Raw genomic sequence first — 21,097 nt, forward strand, 5'->3', positions numbered from 1 at the left:
ATCCGCGTGGATCAAGAAGTCAGCGAAGTACCCCTAAGCCATGATCCGCGCGGTCTGCTGGATGACCCGCTGCTGGACAGCCTGCTGACGCTCTGTCAGCTGCACCAGAAGCCGGCCAGCCGCGCCATGCTCACCAGCGGCCTGCCGCTGCCCGGCCAGCGCCTGTCCGCCGAGCTGCTGCCTCGTGCGGCGGCCCGTGCTGGCCTGCAAGGACGCCTGCTGCAGCGCAAGCTGGAGCAGATTCCCGCGTTGGCGATGCCCGCCATGCTGTTGCTGCGCGAGGGGCGCTGCGCGGTGCTGCTGGGCTGGGAAAACAATGGCGATGCCCGCTTGCTGCTGTCCGAGAGCGACGGCGGCGAGGTGCGCGTCACCCGCGAGTTGCTCAGCGAGGACTACGCCGGCCAGGCGTTCTTTGCCCAGCCGCAGCACAAGTTCGACCTGCAGCACGGCGAGCTCATCCCGCGCGCCAAGAGCTGGTTCCGCGATACCCTCAAGCGTTCGCGCTGGCTCTACGTCGACGCCGTGGCCGCGAGCCTGCTGATCAACCTGATCGCCCTGGCCGCGCCGCTGTTCGTCATGAACGTCTACGACCGCGTGGTGCCCAACCAGGCTGCCGCCACCCTCTGGGTGCTGGCCATCGGCATCAGCGGCGCCTACCTGTTCGACCTGCTGCTCAAGACCATGCGCGGCCTGTGCCTGGACCTGGCCGGCAAGAAGACCGACCTGATCATTTCGGCGACGCTGTTCGAGCGCATCGTCGGCATGAGCATGAAGTACCGACCGGCGCGGGTCGGCTCGTTCGCCCAGAACATCCATGAGTTCCAGACGCTGCGTGACTTCCTCAACTCGCTCACGCTGACCACCCTGATCGACATGCCCTTCACCCTGCTGATCCTGCTGGTGATCGGCATCATCGGCGGGCCGCTGGTGTTCGTTCCGCTGATCGCCTTCCCGCTGGCCGCGGGCCTGGGCTGGCTGCTGCAGAAGCCGTTGGTGGAGACCATGAACCGCACCATGGCGCTGGCCGCCGAGCGCCAGTCGAGCCTGATCGAGACCCTCGCCAGCCTCGACGCGGTGAAGGTCAACAACGCCGAGAGCGAGCGCCAGTACCTGTGGGAACAGACCATCGGCACCCTCAGTCGCCTGGAACTGCGGGTCAAGCTGCTGTCGACCCTGGCGATGAACATCACCGTGCTGATCCAGGCCCTGGCCGGGGTCATCATGATCATCGGCGGCGTCTACCTGATCATCGCCGGCGACCTGTCCATGGGAGGCCTGATCGCCTGCTACATGCTCAACGGCCGCGCCCTCGGCCCGCTGACCCAGCTTTCCGGGCTGATCCAGCGCTACCAGCAGGCGCGCCTGTCCATGGCCACCACCAACCAGATGATGGAGCTGCCGCAGGAGCGCAACGCCGACGAACGTCCGCTGACCCGCTCGCAACTGCGTGGCGGCATCGAGATGCGTGGCCTCGACTTCGCCTATCCGAACCAGCAGGTGGCGGCGCTGCACGGCATCAACCTGCAGATTCGCGCTGGCGAAAAGATCGGCATCATTGGCCGCAGCGGCTCGGGCAAGAGTTCGCTGGCCAAGCTGATCGTCGGCCTGCACCAACCCGAGAACGGCAACCTGCTGGTGGATGGCGCCGATGTGCGCCAGCTGGACATCAGCGAGTTGCGCCACAACATCGGCTACGTGCCGCAGGACATCAGCCTGTTCAGCGGCACCTTGCGTGACAACCTGGTCAGCGGCGCACGCTACATCGATGACGAGCGCGTGCTGGAAGTGGCCGAGCTGACCGGCGTGAACGAGTTCGTCCGCCTGCACCCGCAGGGTTACGAACTGCAGGTCGGCGAGCGCGGCCACAACCTCTCCGGCGGCCAGCGCCAGAACGTCGCCCTGGCCCGCGCCTTGCTGCTCGACCCCCCGATCCTGCTGTTGGACGAACCCACCAGCGCCATGGACAACGCCGGCGAAGAGCGCCTGAAAGCGCGCCTGCAATCGATCATGGGCGAGAAGACACTGCTGCTGGTCACCCACCGCGCCTCCATGCTCAGCCTGGTGGACCGCCTGGTGATCATCGACAAGGGCCGCATCATCGCCGACGGTCCAAAGGACGTGGTCATGGATGCACTGAAGAAGGGGCAGATCAGTGTCGCTTAATCCTCTGGGCAGTATCCGCCACTCTGTCCGTGGCTATTTCAAGGGCGGCGACAACCTCTCCGGCCAGCCGCTCCCGGAAGTCAGTAAGGCGCTGATCGAGGACGCACCGCGCGTGGTGCGCCTGACCATCTGGATCCTGATCGGCTTCGTTGCCTTCCTGCTGCTCTGGGCGCATTTTGCGCAGATCGACGAAGTCACCCGTGGCGAGGGCAAGGCGATTCCTTCGTCCAAGGTGCAGAAGATCCAGAATCTGGAAGGCGGCATCGTCTCGCAGATATTCGTCCATGAAGGGCAGGTGGTGCAGGCCGGCGAACAGCTGATGCGCCTGGACCCGACGCGCTTCCAGTCCAACGTCGGCGAGACCGAGGCCGACCGCCTGGCGATGTTCCTGCGCGTGGAGCGCCTGTCCGCCGAGGTGGAAGAGCGCCCGCTGAACATTCCCGACGACGTCCGCGCCAAGGTGCCGGGCCAGGCCAGCAGCGAAGAAGCGCTGTTCCACAGCCGCCAGCAGCAGCTCAAGGACGAGACCGACGGCCTGCAGCAGCAACTGGTGCAGAAGCAGCAGGAACTGCGCGAGTTCGTCTCCAAGCAGGCACAGTACCGCAACAGCCTGAACCTGCTGCGCCAGGAAATCTCCATGTCCGAGCCGCTGGTGGCCCAGGGCGCGATGTCCCAGGTGGAGCTGCTGCGCCTCAAGCGCGGTGAAGTGGAGAACCGTGGCCAGCTCGACGCTACCACCCTGGCGATCCCGCGTGCCGAAGCGGCCGTGAAGGAAGTGGAACGCAAGGTCGCCGAGACCCGGTCGCGCTTCCGTAGCGATGCGCTGAAGGAACTCAACGAAGCCCGCACCGAGCTGAGCAAGGCCACGGCCACCGGCAAGGCGCTGGAAGACCGCGTCAGCCGCACCCTGGTCACCTCGCCAGTGCGCGGCATCGTCAAGCAACTGCTGGTGAACACCATCGGCGGCGTGATCCAGCCGGGCAGCGACCTGATCGAGATCGTCCCGCTGGACGACACCCTGCTGGTGGAAGCGCGCATCCGTCCGCAGGACATTGCCTTCCTGCGCCCGGGCCAGCATGCCATGGTCAAGTTCACCGCCTACGACTACACCATCTACGGTGGCCTGCAGGCGGACCTGGAGCAGATCGGCGCGGATACCGTCACCGACGAGGACGGCAACAGCTTCTACCTGATCAAGCTGCGCACCCGCAAAAGCCACCTGGGCACGGATGACAAGCCGCTGCTGATCATCCCTGGGATGATCGCCACCGTGGACATCATGACCGGCAAGAAGAGCATCCTGAGCTATCTGCTCAAGCCCATTTTGCGGGCCAAGGCGGAGGCATTGCGGGAGCGGTAAGCCGGGGCGACCCGCGTAGAAAAGGCCATCCCGTGGGATGGCCTTTTTTGTTTGCGCGGGGTTAAGAACACTCGGGCTTCGGCTGGAGCAGGAGCGGACGTTCTCGGCGAAACCCTCCGCCCCGTGATCAGCTGTAACCGGCGAGCTTCGCGTATCAGCTAGCGCAGGAGCGGACTCCGTCCGCGATGTGTTTGCCTCGCTCGGAGGCTTCCAGCGCCGCCTCGGTACGCGCGCTGGCTTCCTGTTTCGCCCCCTCGGGCGACCTCCTTTGGCAAACGACGGATGTCCGCCCCACCCAAAGGAGGCAAAGGTCTTGCCCCGGACATCCGGTTTTTCGCTTAGGCGAAAAATTCCCTCGTTGAAACGAAGTTTCAGGGGCCCGCGTTGACGGGCCATCCCCGGCCCGACAACGCTCTCGCGACAGCCATGTCGCTCAACCCCTGAAACTCCGCTTCAACGAGGCCTCCTGAACAGGGCGGCTCGGAGTGTTTGGGTATTTCTCTGGAAGCTTTAAGGAGCCAGAGCCAGATCGGGGCGGGAGCGTCTCGCCCTTTTGTAGGAGCGAGCTTGCTCGCGAACCAGCCGATGCGAATCAATAAGCCACGGTGAACCGCTGCTGGTGATGGTTGGCCTGTTCGGCCTCGTCGATCATCGCCACCGCCAGGTCCGGCAGGGAGATGCGACTTTCACCGTTGCCATCGAACAGTACCTGGTCGCCGCCGACGCGGAAGCTGCCGGTGCGGGTTTCGCCGTCGAGCAGCATCGCCGGGCTGAGGAAGGCCCAGTCCAGTTCCTTTTCGCCACGCAATTGCTCCAGCGCGTCAGCGGCGCCCAGCGCGCCTTGCTTCCACTGCTCCGGGAATTCCGGGCTGTCCACCAGGCGCTGGCCGGGGGCGATTTCCAGGCTGCCGGCGCCGCCAAGCACCAGCAGGCGCTTCACGCGTGCCGCCTTCACACCGTCGAGGATGGCTCGGCTGCCATTGGCATGGGCTGCACGGATATCCGGGTTGGCCCAGCCGGCGTTGAACGCGCTGACTACGACATCCTGGCCAGCTACGGCTTGGGCGACCTGGGCCGGATCGTAGATGTCGGCCTGGACCACCCGGAGATTGTCACGCGCCGGCAGCTTCGCCGGATCGCGCACCAGCGCGGTGACCTGATGGCCGCGCCGCAGGGCTTCTTCGAGGAAGTAATGGCCGACGTGGCCGGTGGCGCCGATCAGGGCAATGTTCATGGAATCACCTTTGTGGGATGGCTTGCCGCACGGTGGCGGCGGGTGATTCATCTTCGGCTTGTGAAGGTTGACGATAAAGACGGGTTGAAACCATGCACTCGTAAGCCTGGCTTCACAATCAGTCCTTGCTGTCGTCGCTCATCAGGCTCAACCCTCTCGCTACTGCCAGTGCGATGAATAATGCTCCCATGATGGCCTCGCTGCCCGCCAGCAGGCGCGGCAATGGGTGCACCGGGACAATGTCGCCGTAACCGATGGTGGTCAGGGTGATCATGCTGAAGTAGACAAAACTGGCCATGTCCAGCGGGCCGTTGGCGGACACGAAACTATGGGGACTCAGACGTTCGATCAGGTTGTAGGTGAGGGCGAAAGCCAGCACGAAGTTCAGGTACAGCGCGCAGAGCCCGTAGAGTAACTCGCGGGTGACCGGCCGCTGCTGGGTGACCCGATGGAAGATGCTGACGACCAGCAGCAGGAGGAAGGTGATCTGCGGAATGCCGCGTTTCAGGAAGGGATGGATGTGCCAGCTGGGAGGGACGAATGTCATGAACAGGCTCAGCGTGCCCATCGCGCAAATCAGGTGGAACCAGCGGTTGTGGCTACGCACGGTGTTGATGCCGGCCAGGACCAGCAGTAGCAGGCTGCTCAGCTCCAGCAGCAGGGGCGGAGAGGGGATCGACAACACCAGCAGCACCAGCAGGACGCTGTTGAGCAGCAGGCGGAAACGGTAGTGCGACAGAAACTGCTTCAAGAGGGCCGCCAGGGGTACAGCTCGGGAAGGGCTGGCCAGTCTGATTCAGCGCCTCATCGGACTTCCAGGCACGAGCCTAGGAATCGAAGAGTTTCTGTATGACGGAAAAGTCCTGTTCACCATGGCCTTGTTTCACCAGCAGCCGATACAGCGCCAGCGCCAGGCTGCCCATCGGTGTGCTGTTGCCGCTGACCTGTGCCGTCTCTTGCGCAAGGCCCAGGTCCTTGGTCATCAGGGCGGCCATGAAACCGCCGGTATAGCCACGCGAGGCGGGGGCGTTCTCCATCACGCCGGGCCAGGGGTTGTACACCTCCAGCGCCCAGTTGCCGCCGGAGCTGCGGCGCATGATTTCCGACAGCACCACTGGGTCCAGGCCATTGGCCGCGCCGAGGGCGAGGGATTCGGCAGTGCCGATCATCAGCACGGCGAGCAGCTGGTTGTTGCACACCTTGGCCACTTGTCCGGCACCGTCGCCGCCGGCGTGGAAGATGTTCCGGCCCATGGCGGAGAACACCGGGTGGGCGCGTTCGAGCACCTGTGCGTCGCCGCCGACCATGAAGGTCAGGGTGCCGGCGATGGCGCCACCGGTGCCACCGGAGACCGGGGCGTCGAGCATCGGGATCTTGCGTTCGGCGGCGGCCTGGTGGACTTTGCGCGCCGAGGCGGGGGCGATGGTGGAGCATTCCAGCACCAGGGTGCCGGGGACAATGTGCGCCAGCAGGCCCTCGTTGCCGAGGTAGAGCCCCTCGACGTGCTGGCTGGCCGGCAGCATGGTGACCACCACGTCGGCGCCGTCCACCGCGTCGTGGGCGCTGCGCGCGGCACTGGCGCCCTGGGCGATCAGGCCGTCGATGGCGCTCTGCACCAGATCGAACACGCGCAGCAGGTAGCCGGCCTTGATCAGGTTGGCGGCCATGGGGGCGCCCATGTGGCCGAGGCCGATGAAGGCGATGGTTTGCATGCTGGTTTCCTCCTGTTCACCGACGACAGGCACTCCAGCGCTTGGCTCTTCGTAGGAGCGAGCTTGCTCGCGAACAGACTCGCAGCGTGGGCCGGTTCGCGAGCAAGCTCGCTCCTACAGGGGACGGCAGGGGCGGCTACAGGTCCGCCAGCGGATGCTCGCCCTCCCAGGTCGCGTCGAAGTGCGCATTCACCACAGCAACAGGTATGGCAGCGATATCCGGCCAGTGCCAGTGCGGGGTGTTGTCCTTGTCGATCAGCCGGGCGCGCACGCCCTCGGGGAATTCCGGGTGGCGGCAGCAGTTCAGGCTCATCGCGTACTCCATGCGGAACACCTCGGCAGTCGACAGATGGCGCGCTCGGCGGATCTGTTCCCTGACCAGATGAGCGGTCAGCGGGCAGCCGGAGGCGAGGGTCTTCGCCCCGCGGGCAATCAGCGCGTCCTCGTCGTCGACCAGCGCGGTCAGCGCGTTCCAGGCCTCGGCGATGTTGGCGCTGTCGAGCACCGCATCCAGGCGCGCGCGGCGCGGTAGCAACTGGGCTTCGGGCATTTCGCCACGGGCTTCATGCTCCAGCGCCTGGAGCAGGCTGTGCAGCTGCACGTCGGCCTGTTCGCGCCAGTTCAGCTGAACCAGGCCTTCGATCAGGTCTTCCTGCTGGGTGTCGAGCAGGAAGCGGTCGGCGAGGTCCAGGTCCAGCGCGTCGCGGGCATTCATCTGGGTGGCGGTCAGGCCGAGGAACAGGCCGAGGCGGCCGGGCAGGCGGGCGAGGAACCAGCTCGCGCCGACATCCGGGTACAGGCCGATGTTCACTTCCGGCATGGCCAGTCGGCTGCTCGGGGTGACGATGCGCACACCGGCGCCCTGCATCAGGCCCATGCCGCCGCCCATCACGTAGCCGTGGGCCCAGCAGATCAGCGGCTTGGAATAGGTGTGGATGAGGTAGTCCAGGCGGTATTCGTCGGCGAAGAAGCGGCGGGCCAGTTCCGGTACTTCGCCGGGCTTCTCGCGGCAGGCATCGACCAGCTTGCGCACGTCGCCGCCAGCACAGAAGGCCTTGCCGCCGTTACCGCGCAGCACCACGCAGGCAATCTGCGCGTCGTCCTGCCAGACGCGCAGCTGGTGGTTCATCGCCTCGATCATCGGCAGGCTGAGGGCGTTCAGGCTCTTTTCCGCGTCCAGCGTCACCACGCCGATGCGGAAGCCGTGCAGGCCGGGGCGTTCTTCGAACATCACATTCATGGTTGGGGCCTTATTGGTTGCGCCAGTGCGGGTCGCGTTTTTCCAGGAAGGCATTCACGCCTTCGCGGGTGTCGTCGGCGTCGAACAGGTCGACGAAGCGTTCACGCTCCTCCGGCAGCCAGGTGGTCGGGCCGCGCTCGCGGGCGCCCTGGATCAGCGGCTTGATGGTGCGTACCGCCACCGGGCTCTGCCGCGCGACCTTGGCCGCCAGCAGCAGGGCGGTGCCGCGTGCCTCGCCGGTATCGACGACCTGCTCGATGAGGCCGATGCGCAGGGCGGTGTCGGCATCGACGCGCTCGCCGCAGAGAATCATGCGCTTGGCCCAGCCTTCGCCGACCAGCCACGGCAGCGCCTGGGTGCCGCCGGCGCAGGGCAGCAGGCCCACGGTGGCTTCGGGCAGGGCCATCTGCGCCTGGCGTTCGGCGATGCGGATGTCGCAGGCCAGCGCGCATTCCAGGCCGCCACCCATGGCGTAGCCATTGATCGCGGCGATGGACACGCCGCGGAAGTCGCGCAGCGTCTCGAAGGCTTCGCCGAAGCGGCGGGCCATCTCGCGGGCACGGGCCTTGTCGCCGTCGGCGAACATGTTCAGGTCAGCGCCGGCGGAGAAGAATTTCGGGCCCTGGCCGGTCACCACCAGGGCGTAGATGTCGTCGTCGCGGTTCAGGTGTTCGACTACCTGGCGCAGGCCGATCAGCGAGTCACGGTCCCAGGTATTGGCCGGCGGGTGGTTGATGGTGATCAGCGCGGTATGGCCGTGCTTTTCCACCGTCAGCTTGTGGGTCAGGTCGAAGACTCCGGGTTTGTAGGGTTCCAGGGCGTTGCTCATGGGCATCTCCTTGTCGGTCATGGGCATGGACTCTAGGTGTGCGCGGCAGGGCGCGTCCATGTCCGATCTGTTCGATTGCGCCCGCGTTGGCGGGCGGTTTTTCCAGTGGTTCCACTGCGGACCACAACCGCTGGCGCTTCATGTAGGGCGCATAACGCGTCAGCGTTATCCGCCATCCAGGGGCCGGCGGATAACCTGTTCCAGGTTATGCGCCCTACGGTTCGGCCATTTGATTTCAGAGCAAACGGTCCAGCATCCCGCCCTGTTCCAGCAGGCGGCGGGCGACGATGACGCGCATGATCTCGTTGGTGCCCTCGAGGATCTGGTGCACACGGCTGTCGCGCACCCAGCGCTCCAGCGGGTAGTCATTGAGGTAGCCGTAGCCGCCATGCAGTTGCAGCGCCTCGTTGCACAGGGCGAAGCAGCGGTCGGTGGCGAAGCGCTTGGCCATGGCGCAATACAGCGTCGCCTCGCCGTCCTTGTGGTCCAGCTTGTGCGCAGCCAGGCGCACCATCTGCCGGCTGGCGGTGAGGTCGGTGAGCATGTCGGCGAGCTTGAATTGCAGCGCCTGGAACTCGGCCAGCGCCTTGCCGAACTGCTTGCGCTCCTCGACGTAGCGCAGCGACTGCTCCAGCGCGGCCTGGGCCGCGCCAAGGGAGCAACTGGCGATGTTCAGGCGGCCGCCGTCCAGGCCCTTCATGGCATAGACGAAACCCTGGCCTTCCGGGCCGATGCGGTTGCCGGCGGGGATGCGCACGCCCTCGAAGGTGATGGTGCGGGTCGGCTGCGCTTTCCAGCCCATCTTGTCCTCGTTGCGGCCGTAGCGGATGCCCTCGGCGTTGGCCGGCACCAGGAAGCAGGAGATGCCCTTGGCGCCTTCCTCGCCGGTGCGCGCCATGACGATCAGCACGTCTGTGCTACCCGCGCCGGAAATAAAGGTCTTGGCGCCATCGAGCACATAGTCGTCGCCGTCGCGTTTGGCGCGGGTGCGCAGGCGCGCGGCGTCGGAGCCGGCGTCCGGTTCTGTGAGGCAGTAGGAGGCGAGCAGCTCGCCGCCGATCAGCCCCGGCAGCCACTGCTCCTTGAGCGCGGCGTCGCCGAAGCTGGCGAGCATCCAGCTGGCCATGTTGTGGATGGTCATATAGGCGGTGGTGGCGACGCAGCCCGCCGCCAGTTGCTCGAAGATCAGCGAGGCGGACAGGCGTGACAGGCCCAGGCCGCCGTCTTCCTCGGCGATGTACAGGCCCAGGTAGCCCTGCTCGGCGGCGCGGCGGATCACCTCCACCGGGAAGTGGTGCTGGCGGTCCCAGTCGGCGGCGTGGGGGGCCAGTTCGCGGCTGGCGAAGGCGCGAGCGCTCTCCACCAGCAGGCGTTGTTCTTCGGACAGATCGAAATGCATGCAGCTACCTCTGCTTGTTCTTGTCGGCTACCGCTTCGCGCTTGTGGCGCGCGCTCTTTGGTAAAGAGGCTCTTGGGTAAAGAGTCCTTCGGTTATAGCCGTTGCGCCATCGGCTGTGGATTGACGATCTTGTGTTGGAGATGGACGATCTTGGCATTGTTGCCTTCGGATTCGCACCCATGTCCCGCCCACTGATTTCCACCTGGCCGCTGCCGCAGCAGGGCGTGCGCTTCATCACCCCGCCGCGCCTGCGCCGTGCGTTGGACCGTCATCCGCTTGGCCAGGCTTGCTATCCGCTGGCCCTGGGTTATTACCCAGCAGCGGTCGGGCATCGTATGGAGCGGGAGAGCCCGGATGATCACCTGCTGATCTACTGCAGTGCCGGGCAGGGCTGGCTGGAGACGGCGGATGGACGATTCGAGGTAACCGGTGGTGATCTTCTGGTACTGCCCAAGGGCCGCGCCCACGCCTACGGGGCCGACCCCCAGAGACCCTGGTCGATCTTCTGGGTACATCTGGAGGGCCGGCTGGCCGAGGACTTTCTACGCCCGCTGGGCAAGTCGCCGCGCCTGCGCGTGGGAGTGCAGCCGCGCCTTCTGGGGGAGTTCGACGCGCTATTGGCGCTGCGCCGCCAGGGCCTGAGCCTGCCGCACTTCATCCATGCCGCCCATCTGCTGCAGAGCCTGCTGACTTCTCTCGCCCTGCGCCCGGCGCGGGCGAGGTTGAAGTCTGGGCGCATGTTGGACGTCGAGGCGGTGCAGGCCATGATGCACGAGCACCTGCACGATGCTCTGAATCTCGACGAACTGGCGGCGCAGTTCCGCCTGTCACGCTTCCACTTCGCCAAGACCTACCGCGCACTGACTGGCCAGGCGCCGATCCAGGATTTCATCCGGCTGAAAATGACCCACGCCTGCCGCCTGCTCGACCAGGGCAACCTGGAGGTACGCCAGGTTGCCGAGCAATTGGGCTACGCCGATCCGTACTACTTCTCGCGGCTGTTCAAGCGTGTGGTGGGCATGGCGCCCAGTCACTACCGGGCGCTGCATACCGGCTGAGTTACTGCAGGGTCAGCGGCTTGCCCGCGGCGCGGCGTTCGGCCTGCCATTCGGCGAGGGTCGGGGCCGCTTCTGGGCCGTCCATGTGCTCGACGATCTCGAAGTAGTCCTGGTGCAACGGATCGCGCAGCACCTCGTCGCGTGGTTTCACCTTCACCACGTAGACGCGCTGGATATTCTGGTGGTCGAAGTCACGCCATTGCTGCTCGCCCTTGAGCAGGCTGTAGCGATGGCCTTCCAGCGCCTTGACCAGCGCGTCGCTGTCCAGGCTGCCGCTGCGCTTCGCGGCGTCGGCCCACTGGTAGACGATGCTGTAGGCCGATGCAGCGGAGCTCGCCGGGTAGACGCCGTAGCGTTGGGTGAAATCGCGCACGAAAGCCTGGCCGCGCGCCGAGCCTTCGCGCTCGGGCACCTGCCAGGTCCAGGGTTCGGTGCCGATCACGCCCTGCATCAGGCCGGGGCCGGCCAACTCGACCATGCTCTGGGTCAGGTTGGGGGCGATGATCTGGTGGTTGCGCGTCAGGCCCAGTTCGTCGGCGATGCGCATGGCGTGCACCAGATCCTCGCCGAACAGTGCCAGTACCAGCACGTCGGCCTTGCTCGCCGCTGCCTGGGTCAGCGCATCGCGGTAATCGGAAAGCCGTGCGCCGGGGAAGGGGACCTTGATCGACGGATGCCGGGCGGCGTCCTCGGTGCCGGTGTAGTGGCGCAGCGAGCTTTCGGTGGTCAGGCCCCAGGTGTAGTTGGCAGTGACATAGAAGTAGCGCTTGCCCGGCAGTGTGCGGCCCAGGTAGCTGCCCAGGGCGCGGGCGCTCATCCAGGCGCTGTTGCACTCGCGGAACAGGTAGCGCTGGCCGTCCTTGCCGGTGGTGTCGTTGGAGTAGGTGAGGGTGCCGAAGTACAGCAGCTTCTTCTGCGCCGCCCGTTCGCCGGCGGCGATGGCCACCGCGCTGGAAGCGCCGCCGAAGAACATCGCTGCGCCGTCGGCGGCCATGGCGTCGATATTGCGCAGGGCTTTTTCCGGGCGCGAGGCATCGTCCTTGCTCAGCAGGTGCAGCGGTCGGCCAAGCACGCCGCCCTGGGCGTTGATCTCGTCGATGGCGAGCAATGCGCCGCGCATCTGCGCGAGGCCTTCTTCCTTGTAGGAGCCGGTGCGGGGGTAGTTGAGGCCGAGGTTGATCGGTTCGGCGGCTTGCGCCAGGCAGCTGAGGGCAGCCACCAGCGAGAGTGCGGCAGTCAGAAATCGCATGTTCGTTCCCTGTTGTTTTTATTGGCGGGTGAAGCGAAGAAGGGACTGTGCACAGACTGGTCGGCCGCTCCCATTGGTCTTTGGTCGAATCCCCGCGCGGCCGATGGACGCAGGGTGGCGCGTGGCGTCGCCTGCGCTGGCGTACTCGACCGTGCGCGCAGCGGTGCGGCTCGCTAGTCTTCGCCGACCCCCCGGAGAAGGATCTGCCCGATGCTGCCCGTGATTGCCGAACTGCTGTTGACCCTGGCCTGCACCGTCGCCGCCTGGCTTGCCCTGCGAGAGCAAATGGGCTGGCGGGCGCTGGGTTTCCTGTCCATGGCCATCGCGGCGCTTCTCGGTGCGCTGGAGTACGGCGGCATTGCGTTGTTGGCCGAGCCGCATCATCTGGCGAGTGTGGTGTCCGGTGCTGCCGGGCTACCGCTGATTGCGCTCGGTCGGCTGTCCGGCGCACCCGTGCAGCGTGCAGTTGTGCTATTGGCGTGCATGGCGCTGGTGATGATGCCTTCCCAGGTCACACTGCTGACCAACCTCGTTGCGCTGCTGGTGATCGCCTGGCCAGGACGTTCGCGGCGCTATGTGCTGGCCCTGCTGGGTGCGCTGCTGTTCATCGGCAGTGGTTTGCTGATCGGCACCCAGGGTGAGCTGGCTGGCATGGCGCGTCGCGAACTGTTCCATCTGGGCCTGATGGCGGCCATCGTCGCCTGGGCGTTTGCACGGCTGGGCAGCGGGTTGCCCCGGTTGCAACGGGCGCTGGCGGCGCGGCACAAGTCGCCTTGACTTGGCCGGGGCGCTTGCTTAGCGTGCCGGTTCGTTTCACCAGGCAGACGCACCATGACCAACGAAGATCGGATCAAGCTGGAACCCAGCTGGAAAGAAGCCCTCCACGAGGAATTCGAGAAGCCCTACATGAAGCAGCTGGGCGAGTTCCTGCGCGCGGAGAAGGCGGCCGGCAAGGTGATCTTCCCGCCCGGTCCGCTGATCTTCAATGCGCTGAACACCACGCCGCTGGAGCGCATCAAAGTGGTGATCATTGGCCAGGACCCGTACCACGGCCCAGGCCAGGCCCACGGCCTGTGTTTCTCGGTGCAGCCGGGCGTGCCGACGCCGCCGTCGTTGCAGAACATCTATAAAGAGCTGCAACGCGACCTCAACCTGCCGATTCCCAACCACGGCTACCTGCAGCACTGGGCAGAGCAGGGCGTGCTGCTGCTCAACACCTCGCTCACCGTCGAGCAGGCCCGCGCCGGCTCCCACGCCCAGGCGGGCTGGGGCCCGTTCACCGACAAGGTGATCGAAGTGGTCAGCCAGCGCTGCGAGAACCTGGTGTTCCTGCTCTGGGGCTCCCACGCGCAGAGCAAGCAGAAGCTGATCGACGCGCAGAAGCACCTGGTGCTCAAGTCCGCGCACCCGTCACCGCTGTCGGCCTACCGCGGCTTCCTCGGCAACGGCCATTTCAGCCGTACCAACAAGTTCCTGGAGCAGCACGGGCTTACGCCTATTGACTGGTCGTTGCCTCCGGTATGACCCGGTGCGCAGGGCTGGCGCTCCTGCCGGGTCTGCTGCTCGGCGGGAACTGCCTCGCTACCAGCCTCGATGCCTGGCACTCTACTGAGTCGGTTCAGGGGCTGTACGAGATCGACCAGGCGGCCCGCGCCTTCGTGGCTGCCGAGAATGCTCGCGACAACGGCGAACGGGTTGTCGCCGAGCCTAATCTGAAGACCCTTGTTGCGCGGTGCTCCGTTCCATTGAGCACTCGCTGGGGCGAGGTACGCCTGTTCGCGCCGGATGGCCGCGAGCTCACCCGCAAGGTCGTCGAAGTGGTTTGCAGCAAGCCGGTCAGCGGCGAGCGCTGGACCATTCCGCTACGCGTTTCTCCGGCTTCCTGACTCGCCCCACTCGTCCAAAAAAGAGGCCCGCACAAAGGCGGGCCTTGAAAGTCGCCGCGTGTCTCTCGGCGCGGCGAGCGTGGTTACCTTTTACGCAGCGTCAGCCAGCGTCTCACGGGAGCGGCGAGCGCGCTTGCGCCAGGCGCGGTACAGCGGCAGGCCGAGCATCAGCGCGACCAGCGCCCAGGTGCCGATGGCGATGGGGCTGGACCAGAGGATGCCCAGCTCGCCATTGGAGATGGACAGCGCGCGGCGCAGGTTCTGCTCCATCAGCCCGCCGAGGATGAAGCCCAGCAGCAGCGGCGAAAGCGGGAAGTCCAGCTTGCGCAGGATGTAGCCGAGGATGCCGATGGCGACCATCAGGAACAGGTCGAAGGTGGTGGCGTGCACGGCGTACACGCCGATGGCGGTGATGATCGCGATGCCCGGCACCAGTGCCCAGTTCGGCACCGAGAGGATGCGGGTGAACACCCGGACCATCGGCACGTTGAGGATGATCAGCATGACGTTGGCGATGAACAGCGAGGCGATCAGGCCCCAGACGATGTTCGGCTGTTCCTGGAACAGCAGCGGGCCGGGGGTGATGTTGTACAGGCTGAGCGCGCCGATCATCACCGCGGTAGTGCCCGAGCCGGGGACGCCGAGGGTCAGCATCGGCACCAGTGCGCCACAGGCAGAGGCGCCGATGGCGGTTTCCGGGGCGGCCAGGCCACGCAGGTCGCCCTTGCCGAACTTGCCCGACTCGCCGGCCATCTTCTTCTCGGTCATGTAGGCCACGGCGCTGGCCAGGGTCGCACCGGCGCCGGGCAGTACGCCCATGATGAAGCCGAGCAGGCCGCAGCGCAGGTTCACCACCGCCACTGAGGCGGCTTCCTTGGCGTTGAACAGCATGCGTCCGCTGGCCTCGACCATCTTGTGGCCGTGGTGGGTCTTCTCCAGCAGCAGGAGTATTTCGCTGACCGAGAACAGGCCAAGTACCAGCACCACGAACTGGATGCCGTCGGAGACGTGGATGTTGTCGAAGGTGAAGCGGTACACGCCGCTGTTGGCGTCGATCCCGACGCTGGAGAGGAATAGCCCCAGCAGCGCCGCCAGCAGCGTCTTCAGCGGTCGGTCGCCGGCCAGGCCGCCCAGGGCGACGATGGCGAAGACCATCAGCACGAAGTATTCCGCCGGGCCGAAGGCGATCGCCCATTTCGCCAGCAGCGGGGCGAACAGCACCATGCCGCAGGTGGCGATGAAGGCGCCGATGAACGAGCTCCAGGCCGACAGCGACAGGGCCACGCCGGCCAGGCCGTTGCGGGCCATGGGGTAGCCGTCGAGGGTGGTCATCACGGTGGAGGCTTCGCCGGGAATGTTCAGCAGGATCGAGGAAATCCGGCCGCCGTACTCGCAGCCCAGGTACACGGCGGCCAGCAGGATCAGCGCCGACTCCGGCGGCAGGCCGAGGGCGAAGGCGACCGGGATCAGCAGGGCCACGCCGTTGATCGGGCCCAGACCCGGCAGCAGGCCGACGACCGTGCCGATCAAGGTGCCGATCAGTGCGGTGATCAGGTTGTACGGGGTCAGGGCGACGCCGAAGCCTTGCCCGAGGTAGCTCAATGTTTCCATGACGGTTTCCTCAGAGCAGAGGGTCGAGGATGCCCAGCGGCAGCGGGACGTCCAGGGTGCGGTCGAACAGCACGTAGAGGCCGATGGCGAGCAGCGTGGCGGTGATGACGCTGGCCACCGGACGACCGCCGTAGATCAGCGCGATGAAGGTGCCGACCAGGGCGCTGGCGGGGATGAAGCCCAGCGGCTCGAACAGGCCGGCATAGACCGCCAGCAGGACGACGCAGAGCACCACCTTGCCCAGCAGTGCGCCCTCCAGCGCGGGCTCGTCGTCCTCGCGCTTGATTGGCGTGGGCCGCACGATCAGCCAGGCCAGGCCGGCGGTCATCAGGCCCAGGCAGAGCAGCGGATAGGCGCGCGGGCCGACCGGTTCGTAGGAAAAGGGCGCCTGGAGTTGCCAGGCGATCAGGGCGAAGGCGACGCAGGCGAGCAGCCAGGCGCCGGCGAACAGCCGCTGGAAGAGGCTGGTACGGGACATGGGGAGTCTCCTTGCGCCGCCTTCGCTGAAGGCGGCGCCGCACGGGGCGTTACTGGATGAGGCCGAACTCGCGGGCCAGCTGCTTGTACTGGGCGACCTGCTGCTTCACGTAGGCGTCCAGCTCCGGACCGGTCATGGCGAAGGGGAACAGCTCGCGCTGGTCACGCAGCCTGGCGAAGTCCTCCGAGGCCAGCAGCTTGTCGAAGGAGGCCTTCCAGAACTGGTAGTCCTCGTCGCTCACCTTCGGCCCGACGTAGAAGCCGCGCACCACCGGCCAGACAATGTCGAAGCCCTGCTCCTTGGCGGTAGGGATATCGGCCATGCCTTCATCCTTCAGGCGCTCCTCGGAGAACACCGCGAGGATGCGCATCTTGCCGGCGCGGATGTGCGGCATGGAGTCGGAGATGTCCGTGCTGCCCACCTGGATGTGCCCGCCGAGCAGCGCCGTGGCGATCTCGCCGCCGCCTTCGAGGGCGACGTAACGCAGCTGCTTCGGATCGATGCCGGCGGCTTTGGCGATCAGCGCGGTCTGCATCCAGTCCTGGCTGCCGACGGTGCCGCCGGAGCCGATCACTACCTTGCCCGGATCGGCCTTGAGCGCGGCCACCAGGTCGCCGAGGTTCTGGTACGGCGAGTCGCTGGGCACGGCGATGGCGCCGTAGCTGGTGCCGACGGCGGCCAGCCACTTCACGGCGTTCTCGTCGAAACGGCCGAATTTGCCCTGGGCCAGGTTCAGCAGCGAGCCGCTGGAGAAGGCGGTGATGGTGTTGCCGTCGGCCGGTCGCTGGGCGACTACTGCGTTGTAGGCCACGGCACCGACGCCGCCGGGCATGTAGGTGACGCGCATCGGCTTGGTCAGCAGCTTCTCGTCCACCAGGGCGCTCTGCGCCAGCTTGCAGGTGAGGTCGAAGCCGCCGCCGGGAGAAGCCGGGGCAATGCATTCCGGGCGCTTGGGCTCGGCCATCAGTTGGCTGGCGGCGAGCAGCGTGGCGCCGGCCAGGGTCAAGTTGCGCAGGACGGTGGACATGGTGCGATTCCTCTCTTGTTGTTGTCGGTTTACCAGATCGCCAGCGAGTAGCTGAGGTAGATGCGCGTCTCGTCGGCATCGCGCGCGAAACTGGAGCGGTAAGTGGCGTTGCGCACGCGCACTGCCACGTCCTTGAGCGGACCGCTCTGGATCACGTACTTGATGTCGGTGTTGCGCTCCCATTCCTTGCCGTGACCGTCCATGCCGTTGATTTTGGCATTATCGCCACTGATGTAGCGATTCATCAGGGTCAGGCCGGGGAGGCCGAGGCCGGCGAAGTCATAGTCGTGGCGCACCTGCCAGGAGCGTTCGTCGGTCTCGGCGAAGTCGCCGACCTGGACGAAGTTGACGAGGTAGGGGTTGCTGCCATCGATGTAGGGGAAGGCGCTGTCGCCGCTCATCTGCTGCCAGCCGAGGCTGAACTTGTTGGCGCCCAGGGTGTAGGCGAGCATGCCGTTGAAGGCGCGGTTGTCGATCTCGCCGCCGCGTGCTTCGCCCTGGTCGTCGCTGATGGCCAGGCGCACGTCGGCGCTGAACTTGCCAGGGCCGAGCGGATAGGTTGCGAGCAGGCCGACGAAGTGCTGGCGGTAGACTTCGTCCAGCTGCGCGTAGTGGTAGCGGCCGGTGAGGTGATCGGTGAGTTTGTAGTCGCCACCGACCAGGTCGTAGTGCTTGCCTTCGGCACTGCCGCCGGAGAAGCGGCGGTTCTTGTTGTTCAGCGCGAGGTCCTGCCAGTCGGTGGAGTCGCGGTCCTTGACCTTCTCCAGGCGCCCGCCGGTGAAGTTCAGGCCCGGCAGGTCGGTGGAGTTGAGCAGCCCGCCTTCGAAGGTCTGCGGGAACAGGCGGCTGTCATTGGGCTGCAGGGTCGGCAGGTCGGGGATCAGGCTGCCGACTTTCAACTCCGTCTCGGAGGCCTTGAACTTGGCGGTCAGGCCCAGCTTGCTGTACTCGTCAGCGGCGCGGCCGTCGTCGTGGGTCGGCAACAGGCCGGTGCCGGTGCGGTCTGGCGAGGAGTCGAGCTTCAGGCCGAGCATGCCCATGGCATCGAGGCCGACGCCAATGGTGCCGGGCGTGTAGCCGGACTGGAAATCGAGGATGAATCCCTGCGCCCATTCTTCGCGCTTGGACTGGCCGGCGCCGTCGCGGAAATCGCGGTTGAAGTAGATGTTCTGGGTGCTGAGCGTGGCGCTGCTGTCTTCGATGAAGCCGGCGGCATCGCACAGTGGGGCGACCCCGGCAAAAGCCAGCAGGGCGGGCGTCAGGCAGCGGGAGTTGGGCTTGGCAAAAGCCGTTGCAGCCAAAGGCTGGGCGGTCATCTGTGGTCTCCGTTCTTGTTGTTGTCGCGAAAGGGCACCACGCCGCCTTCCGCTCTGTTGACGGTCTTTGCCGTCATCGAGTCCGCTGCTCCCGCCGTTGCGCCTGGGCAGTCGGCGCTGAAAAAAACGGGGTTGGGAGGCGGCTCGTTGGCGATGCTAACGGGCTAAGCTTTCGCCAGGCTTTCAGTCTCCTTTCGCAGTGATTTCAGCGAATTTCCCCCATTCACAGTGGCGCGCGGATGGGTAAACTGCCGGCCCGAACCTGTCGTCCGAGGGGGACAAACGCATGCGAATTCTCCTGGTTGAAGACCATCCGCAACTCGGCGAAAGCGTCGCCCAAGCACTCAAGGGCGCCGGTTGGACCGTGGACCTGCTGCAGGACGGCGTGGCCGCCGACCTGGCTCTGGCTAGCGAGGACTACGCCCTGGCGATCCTCGATGTCGGCCTGCCGCGCCTGGACGGCTTCCAGGTGCTAGCGCGCCTGCGCGAGCGCGGCAAGACCCTCCCGGTGCTGATGCTCACCGCCCGTGGCGAGGTGCGCGACCGCGTGCACGGGCTGAACCTGGGCGCCGACGATTACCTGGCCAAGCCCTTCGAACTCACCGAGCTGGAGGCGCGGGTGAAGGCCCTGCTGCGCCGCAGCGTGCTCGGTGGCGAGCAACAGCAACGTTGCGGCGAGCTGGTCTACGACCTTGGCGCGCGGCGCTTCACCCTGGCCGAGCAGGCGATGAACCTGACCTCCCGCGAGCAGGCCGTGCTCGAAGCCCTGATTGCCCGGCCGGGTCGGGTGATGAGCAAGGAGCAGCTGGCGGCGCAGGTATTCGGCCTCGATCAGGACGCGAGCGCCGATGCCATCGAGATCTACGTCCATCGCCTGCGCAAGAAGCTCGAAGGCAGCTCGGTACGCATCGTCACCTTCCGTGGCCTGGGCTACCTGCTCGAGGCCCAGGATGGCTGAACGGCGCTGGGTGCTGCCCGGCACGGGAAGCCTGCGAGGGCGCCTGCTCTGGCGCCTCGGCGGCCTGCTGCTGGTGCTGTTGCTGATCGGCAGCGCGGCCACCTACTGGCGCGCCAGGCATGCCGCCGACATCGCCTATGACCGCACCCTGCTGGCGTCGGCGCGGGATATCGCCGATGGCCTCTACGCCAGCGACGGTACCCTGCGCGCCAACGTGCCCTATGTGGCGCTGGACAGCTTCGAGTACGACAGCGCCGGGCGCATCTTCTACCAGGTGATCGACCCCCAGGGGAACATGATTTCCGGCTATGAGAACCTGCCGGCGCCGCTGCCGACTACGCCGCGCACCGACGACTATCCGGCGTTGGCCAAGTTCTACGACGCTACCTACGAAGGGCAGGGCGTGCGGGTGGTCAGCCTGTTGCAGCCGGTGAGCCAGCCGACGGTCAATGGCATGGCGGAAATCCGCGTCGCCGAAACCATGGGCGCCCGCGAGCGGCTCGCACGCAACCTGCTGGCCGATACCCTGCTCAACCTCGCGCTATCGGCCATCGCCGCGCTGATGATGGTCTGGTACGCGGTGAGCGCCGGCCTGCGCCCGCTCGACCGTCTGCGCGAAGCGGTGGAGGAGCGCCAGCCGGACGACCTGCGGCCGTTGCCGGAAGTCCGCGTGCAGAAAGAGCTGCGCCCGCTGGTGGCGGCGCTCAACCACTTCACCGTGCGCTTGCGCGGGTTGTTCGACCGCCAGTCGCAGTTCATCGCCGAGGCTTCCCACGAGTTGCGCACCCCGCTGGCGGCGCTCAAGGCGCGGCTGGAGCTGGGCCTGCGTGAACAGGACCCGCAGCAATGGCGCGCGACGCTGGTGGACGCGGTACTGAACACCGACCGGGTGACCGGGCTGGCCAACCAGTTGCTCTCCCTGGCGCGCGTGGAAAGCGGCGCGAGGGCTATCGCCGAAGGCGCGGGGGAACGCATCGAGCTCGGCCAGCTTGCCCGCGAACTCGGCCTGGCGCTGGCGCCGCTGGCGTATTCGCGCGGTGTGTCGCTGGCGCTGGAGGCGGACGAGCCGGCCTGGGTGAAGGGCGATCCGACCCTGCTCAACGAGCTGCTCAGCAACCTGGTGGACAACGCCATCGCCCACGCGCCGGCGGATGGCAATGTGATCATCCGCGTGCGCGCGCCAGCGGAGCTGGAGGTCGAGGACGACGGCCCCGGCATTCCGACGGAGGAGCGCGACAAGGTGTTCCGCCGCTTCTACCGCCGCCGTCAGCAGGGCACCGGCCTGGGCCTGGCGATCGTCGGCGAGATCTGCACTGCGCACCGCGCCCGTATCGAACTGGGCCAGGGAGAACTGGGCGGGTTGCTGGTGCGGGTGACCTTCCCGGCGGAAAACGCTTGAGCCAGAAACGCGAAACCCGCCGGCGAGGGCGGGTTTCGGGAGCAGCACGACAGCAAGGCGGTCTTTTATAGGAGCGAGCTTGCTCGCGAACGGGCTTGCCGGCAGCACGGGCGCTTGGCCTTTCGCGAGCAAGCTCGCTCCTACGAAGATCCCTGCGCCTGAACCGCAGGTTGGGGGG

19 protein-coding genes are annotated in these 21,097 nt (G+C 66.4%); 8 read left to right on the top strand and 11 right to left on the bottom strand.

Annotation, left to right across the window (positions count from 1 at the left end; translation table 11 throughout):
• Positions 1-6 precede the first annotated feature (6 nt).
• Positions 7-2,163 carry a type I secretion system permease/ATPase gene (locus FAS41_RS05605; protein WP_138520637.1) on the top strand — a complete coding sequence of 719 codons (2,157 nt, stop codon included), beginning with the start codon at positions 7-9 and terminating at the stop codon, positions 2,161-2,163.
• Positions 2,153-3,523, top strand: a complete 1,371-nt coding sequence (locus FAS41_RS05610; RefSeq protein WP_138520638.1) for an HlyD family type I secretion periplasmic adaptor subunit — start codon at positions 2,153-2,155, stop codon at positions 3,521-3,523. The genes FAS41_RS05605 and FAS41_RS05610 overlap by 11 nt, the downstream gene beginning before the upstream one ends.
• Positions 3,524-4,115: 592 nt before the next feature.
• Here FAS41_RS05610 and FAS41_RS05615 read toward each other — a convergent pair.
• The 6 genes from FAS41_RS05615 to FAS41_RS05640 all read right to left on the bottom strand — a co-directional run bounded on the left by FAS41_RS05615 (position 4,116) and on the right by FAS41_RS05640 (position 9,937).
• Positions 4,116-4,757 carry an NAD(P)-dependent oxidoreductase gene (locus tag FAS41_RS05615; protein ID WP_138520639.1) on the bottom strand — a complete coding sequence of 214 codons (642 nt, stop codon included), beginning with the start codon at positions 4,755-4,757 and terminating at the stop codon, positions 4,116-4,118.
• Between the two features lie 118 nt (positions 4,758-4,875).
• A complete protein-coding gene (locus FAS41_RS05620; protein WP_171049445.1) occupies positions 4,876-5,508 on the bottom strand; it encodes a potassium channel family protein in 633 nt (210 codons plus the stop codon).
• Positions 5,509-5,584: 76 nt separating this feature from the next.
• Positions 5,585-6,469, bottom strand: a complete 885-nt coding sequence (mmsB, locus tag FAS41_RS05625; protein WP_138520640.1) for a 3-hydroxyisobutyrate dehydrogenase — start codon at positions 6,467-6,469, stop codon at positions 5,585-5,587.
• Between the two features lie 136 nt (positions 6,470-6,605).
• On the bottom strand, positions 6,606-7,709 hold the full coding sequence (locus FAS41_RS05630; RefSeq protein ID WP_138520641.1) for an enoyl-CoA hydratase/isomerase family protein: 1,104 nt from the start codon (positions 7,707-7,709) through the stop codon (positions 6,606-6,608).
• A gap of 10 nt (positions 7,710-7,719) precedes the next feature.
• On the bottom strand, positions 7,720-8,538 hold the full coding sequence (locus FAS41_RS05635; protein WP_081517615.1) for an enoyl-CoA hydratase: 819 nt from the start codon (positions 8,536-8,538) through the stop codon (positions 7,720-7,722).
• A gap of 235 nt (positions 8,539-8,773) precedes the next feature.
• Positions 8,774-9,937, bottom strand: a complete 1,164-nt coding sequence (locus tag FAS41_RS05640) for an isobutyryl-CoA dehydrogenase (RefSeq protein ID WP_138520642.1) — start codon at positions 9,935-9,937, stop codon at positions 8,774-8,776.
• Positions 9,938-10,116: 179 nt separating this feature from the next.
• Between FAS41_RS05640 and FAS41_RS05645 the strand changes: the two genes are divergently transcribed.
• Complete coding sequence (locus FAS41_RS05645) at positions 10,117-10,995, top strand: AraC family transcriptional regulator (RefSeq protein WP_138520643.1); 879 nt, start codon at positions 10,117-10,119, stop codon at positions 10,993-10,995.
• 1 nt (position 10,996) lies between these two features.
• Here FAS41_RS05645 and FAS41_RS05650 read toward each other — a convergent pair whose 3' ends face one another.
• A complete protein-coding gene (locus FAS41_RS05650) occupies positions 10,997-12,244 on the bottom strand; it encodes an ABC transporter substrate-binding protein (RefSeq protein WP_138520644.1) in 1,248 nt (415 codons plus the stop codon).
• Between the two features lie 210 nt (positions 12,245-12,454).
• Between FAS41_RS05650 and FAS41_RS05655 the strand changes: the two genes are divergently transcribed.
• The 3 genes from FAS41_RS05655 to FAS41_RS05665 are packed head-to-tail and all read left to right on the top strand — an operon-like array spanning position 12,455 to position 14,130.
• Positions 12,455-13,021, top strand: a complete 567-nt coding sequence (locus FAS41_RS05655; protein ID WP_138520645.1) for a hypothetical protein — start codon at positions 12,455-12,457, stop codon at positions 13,019-13,021.
• 54 nt (positions 13,022-13,075) lie between these two features.
• Positions 13,076-13,768 carry a uracil-DNA glycosylase gene (gene ung, locus FAS41_RS05660; protein ID WP_138520646.1) on the top strand — a complete coding sequence of 231 codons (693 nt, stop codon included), beginning with the start codon at positions 13,076-13,078 and terminating at the stop codon, positions 13,766-13,768.
• Complete coding sequence (locus tag FAS41_RS05665; RefSeq protein WP_138520647.1) at positions 13,765-14,130, top strand: hypothetical protein; 366 nt, start codon at positions 13,765-13,767, stop codon at positions 14,128-14,130. The genes ung and FAS41_RS05665 overlap by 4 nt, the downstream gene beginning before the upstream one ends.
• Before the next feature lie 90 nt (positions 14,131-14,220).
• Here the strand turns inward: FAS41_RS05665 and FAS41_RS05670 are convergent, their stop codons facing one another.
• The 4 genes from FAS41_RS05670 to FAS41_RS05685 are packed head-to-tail and all read right to left on the bottom strand — an operon-like array spanning position 14,221 to position 18,562.
• The gene (locus FAS41_RS05670) at positions 14,221-15,741 is read right to left on the bottom strand and encodes a tripartite tricarboxylate transporter permease (protein ID WP_138520648.1); all 1,521 of its coding nucleotides are present in this window, start codon (positions 15,739-15,741) and stop codon (positions 14,221-14,223) included.
• Between the two features lie 10 nt (positions 15,742-15,751).
• A complete protein-coding gene (locus FAS41_RS05675; protein ID WP_138520649.1) occupies positions 15,752-16,219 on the bottom strand; it encodes a tripartite tricarboxylate transporter TctB family protein in 468 nt (155 codons plus the stop codon).
• 49 nt (positions 16,220-16,268) lie between these two features.
• Complete coding sequence (locus FAS41_RS05680; protein ID WP_138520650.1) at positions 16,269-17,246, bottom strand: Bug family tripartite tricarboxylate transporter substrate binding protein; 978 nt, start codon at positions 17,244-17,246, stop codon at positions 16,269-16,271.
• A 29-nt stretch (positions 17,247-17,275) separates the two neighbouring features.
• Positions 17,276-18,562 carry an OprD family porin gene (locus FAS41_RS05685; RefSeq protein ID WP_138520651.1) on the bottom strand — a complete coding sequence of 429 codons (1,287 nt, stop codon included), beginning with the start codon at positions 18,560-18,562 and terminating at the stop codon, positions 17,276-17,278.
• Positions 18,563-18,848: 286 nt separating this feature from the next.
• On the opposite strand from FAS41_RS05685, the gene FAS41_RS05690 reads away from it, so the two are divergent.
• Together FAS41_RS05690 and FAS41_RS05695 are read left to right on the top strand one after the other, a co-directional pair.
• Entirely contained in the window at positions 18,849-19,520 is a 672-nt protein-coding gene (locus tag FAS41_RS05690) for a response regulator (RefSeq protein WP_024765529.1), read from the top strand.
• Between the two features lie 13 nt (positions 19,521-19,533).
• Complete coding sequence (locus tag FAS41_RS05695; protein ID WP_171049450.1) at positions 19,534-20,919, top strand: sensor histidine kinase; 1,386 nt, start codon at positions 19,534-19,536, stop codon at positions 20,917-20,919.
• Positions 20,920-21,097 lie beyond the last annotated feature (178 nt).

Source organism: Pseudomonas nicosulfuronedens (genome assembly GCF_005877905.1).
In the GTDB taxonomy this organism is placed as follows: domain Bacteria; phylum Pseudomonadota; class Gammaproteobacteria; order Pseudomonadales; family Pseudomonadaceae; genus Pseudomonas; species Pseudomonas nicosulfuronedens.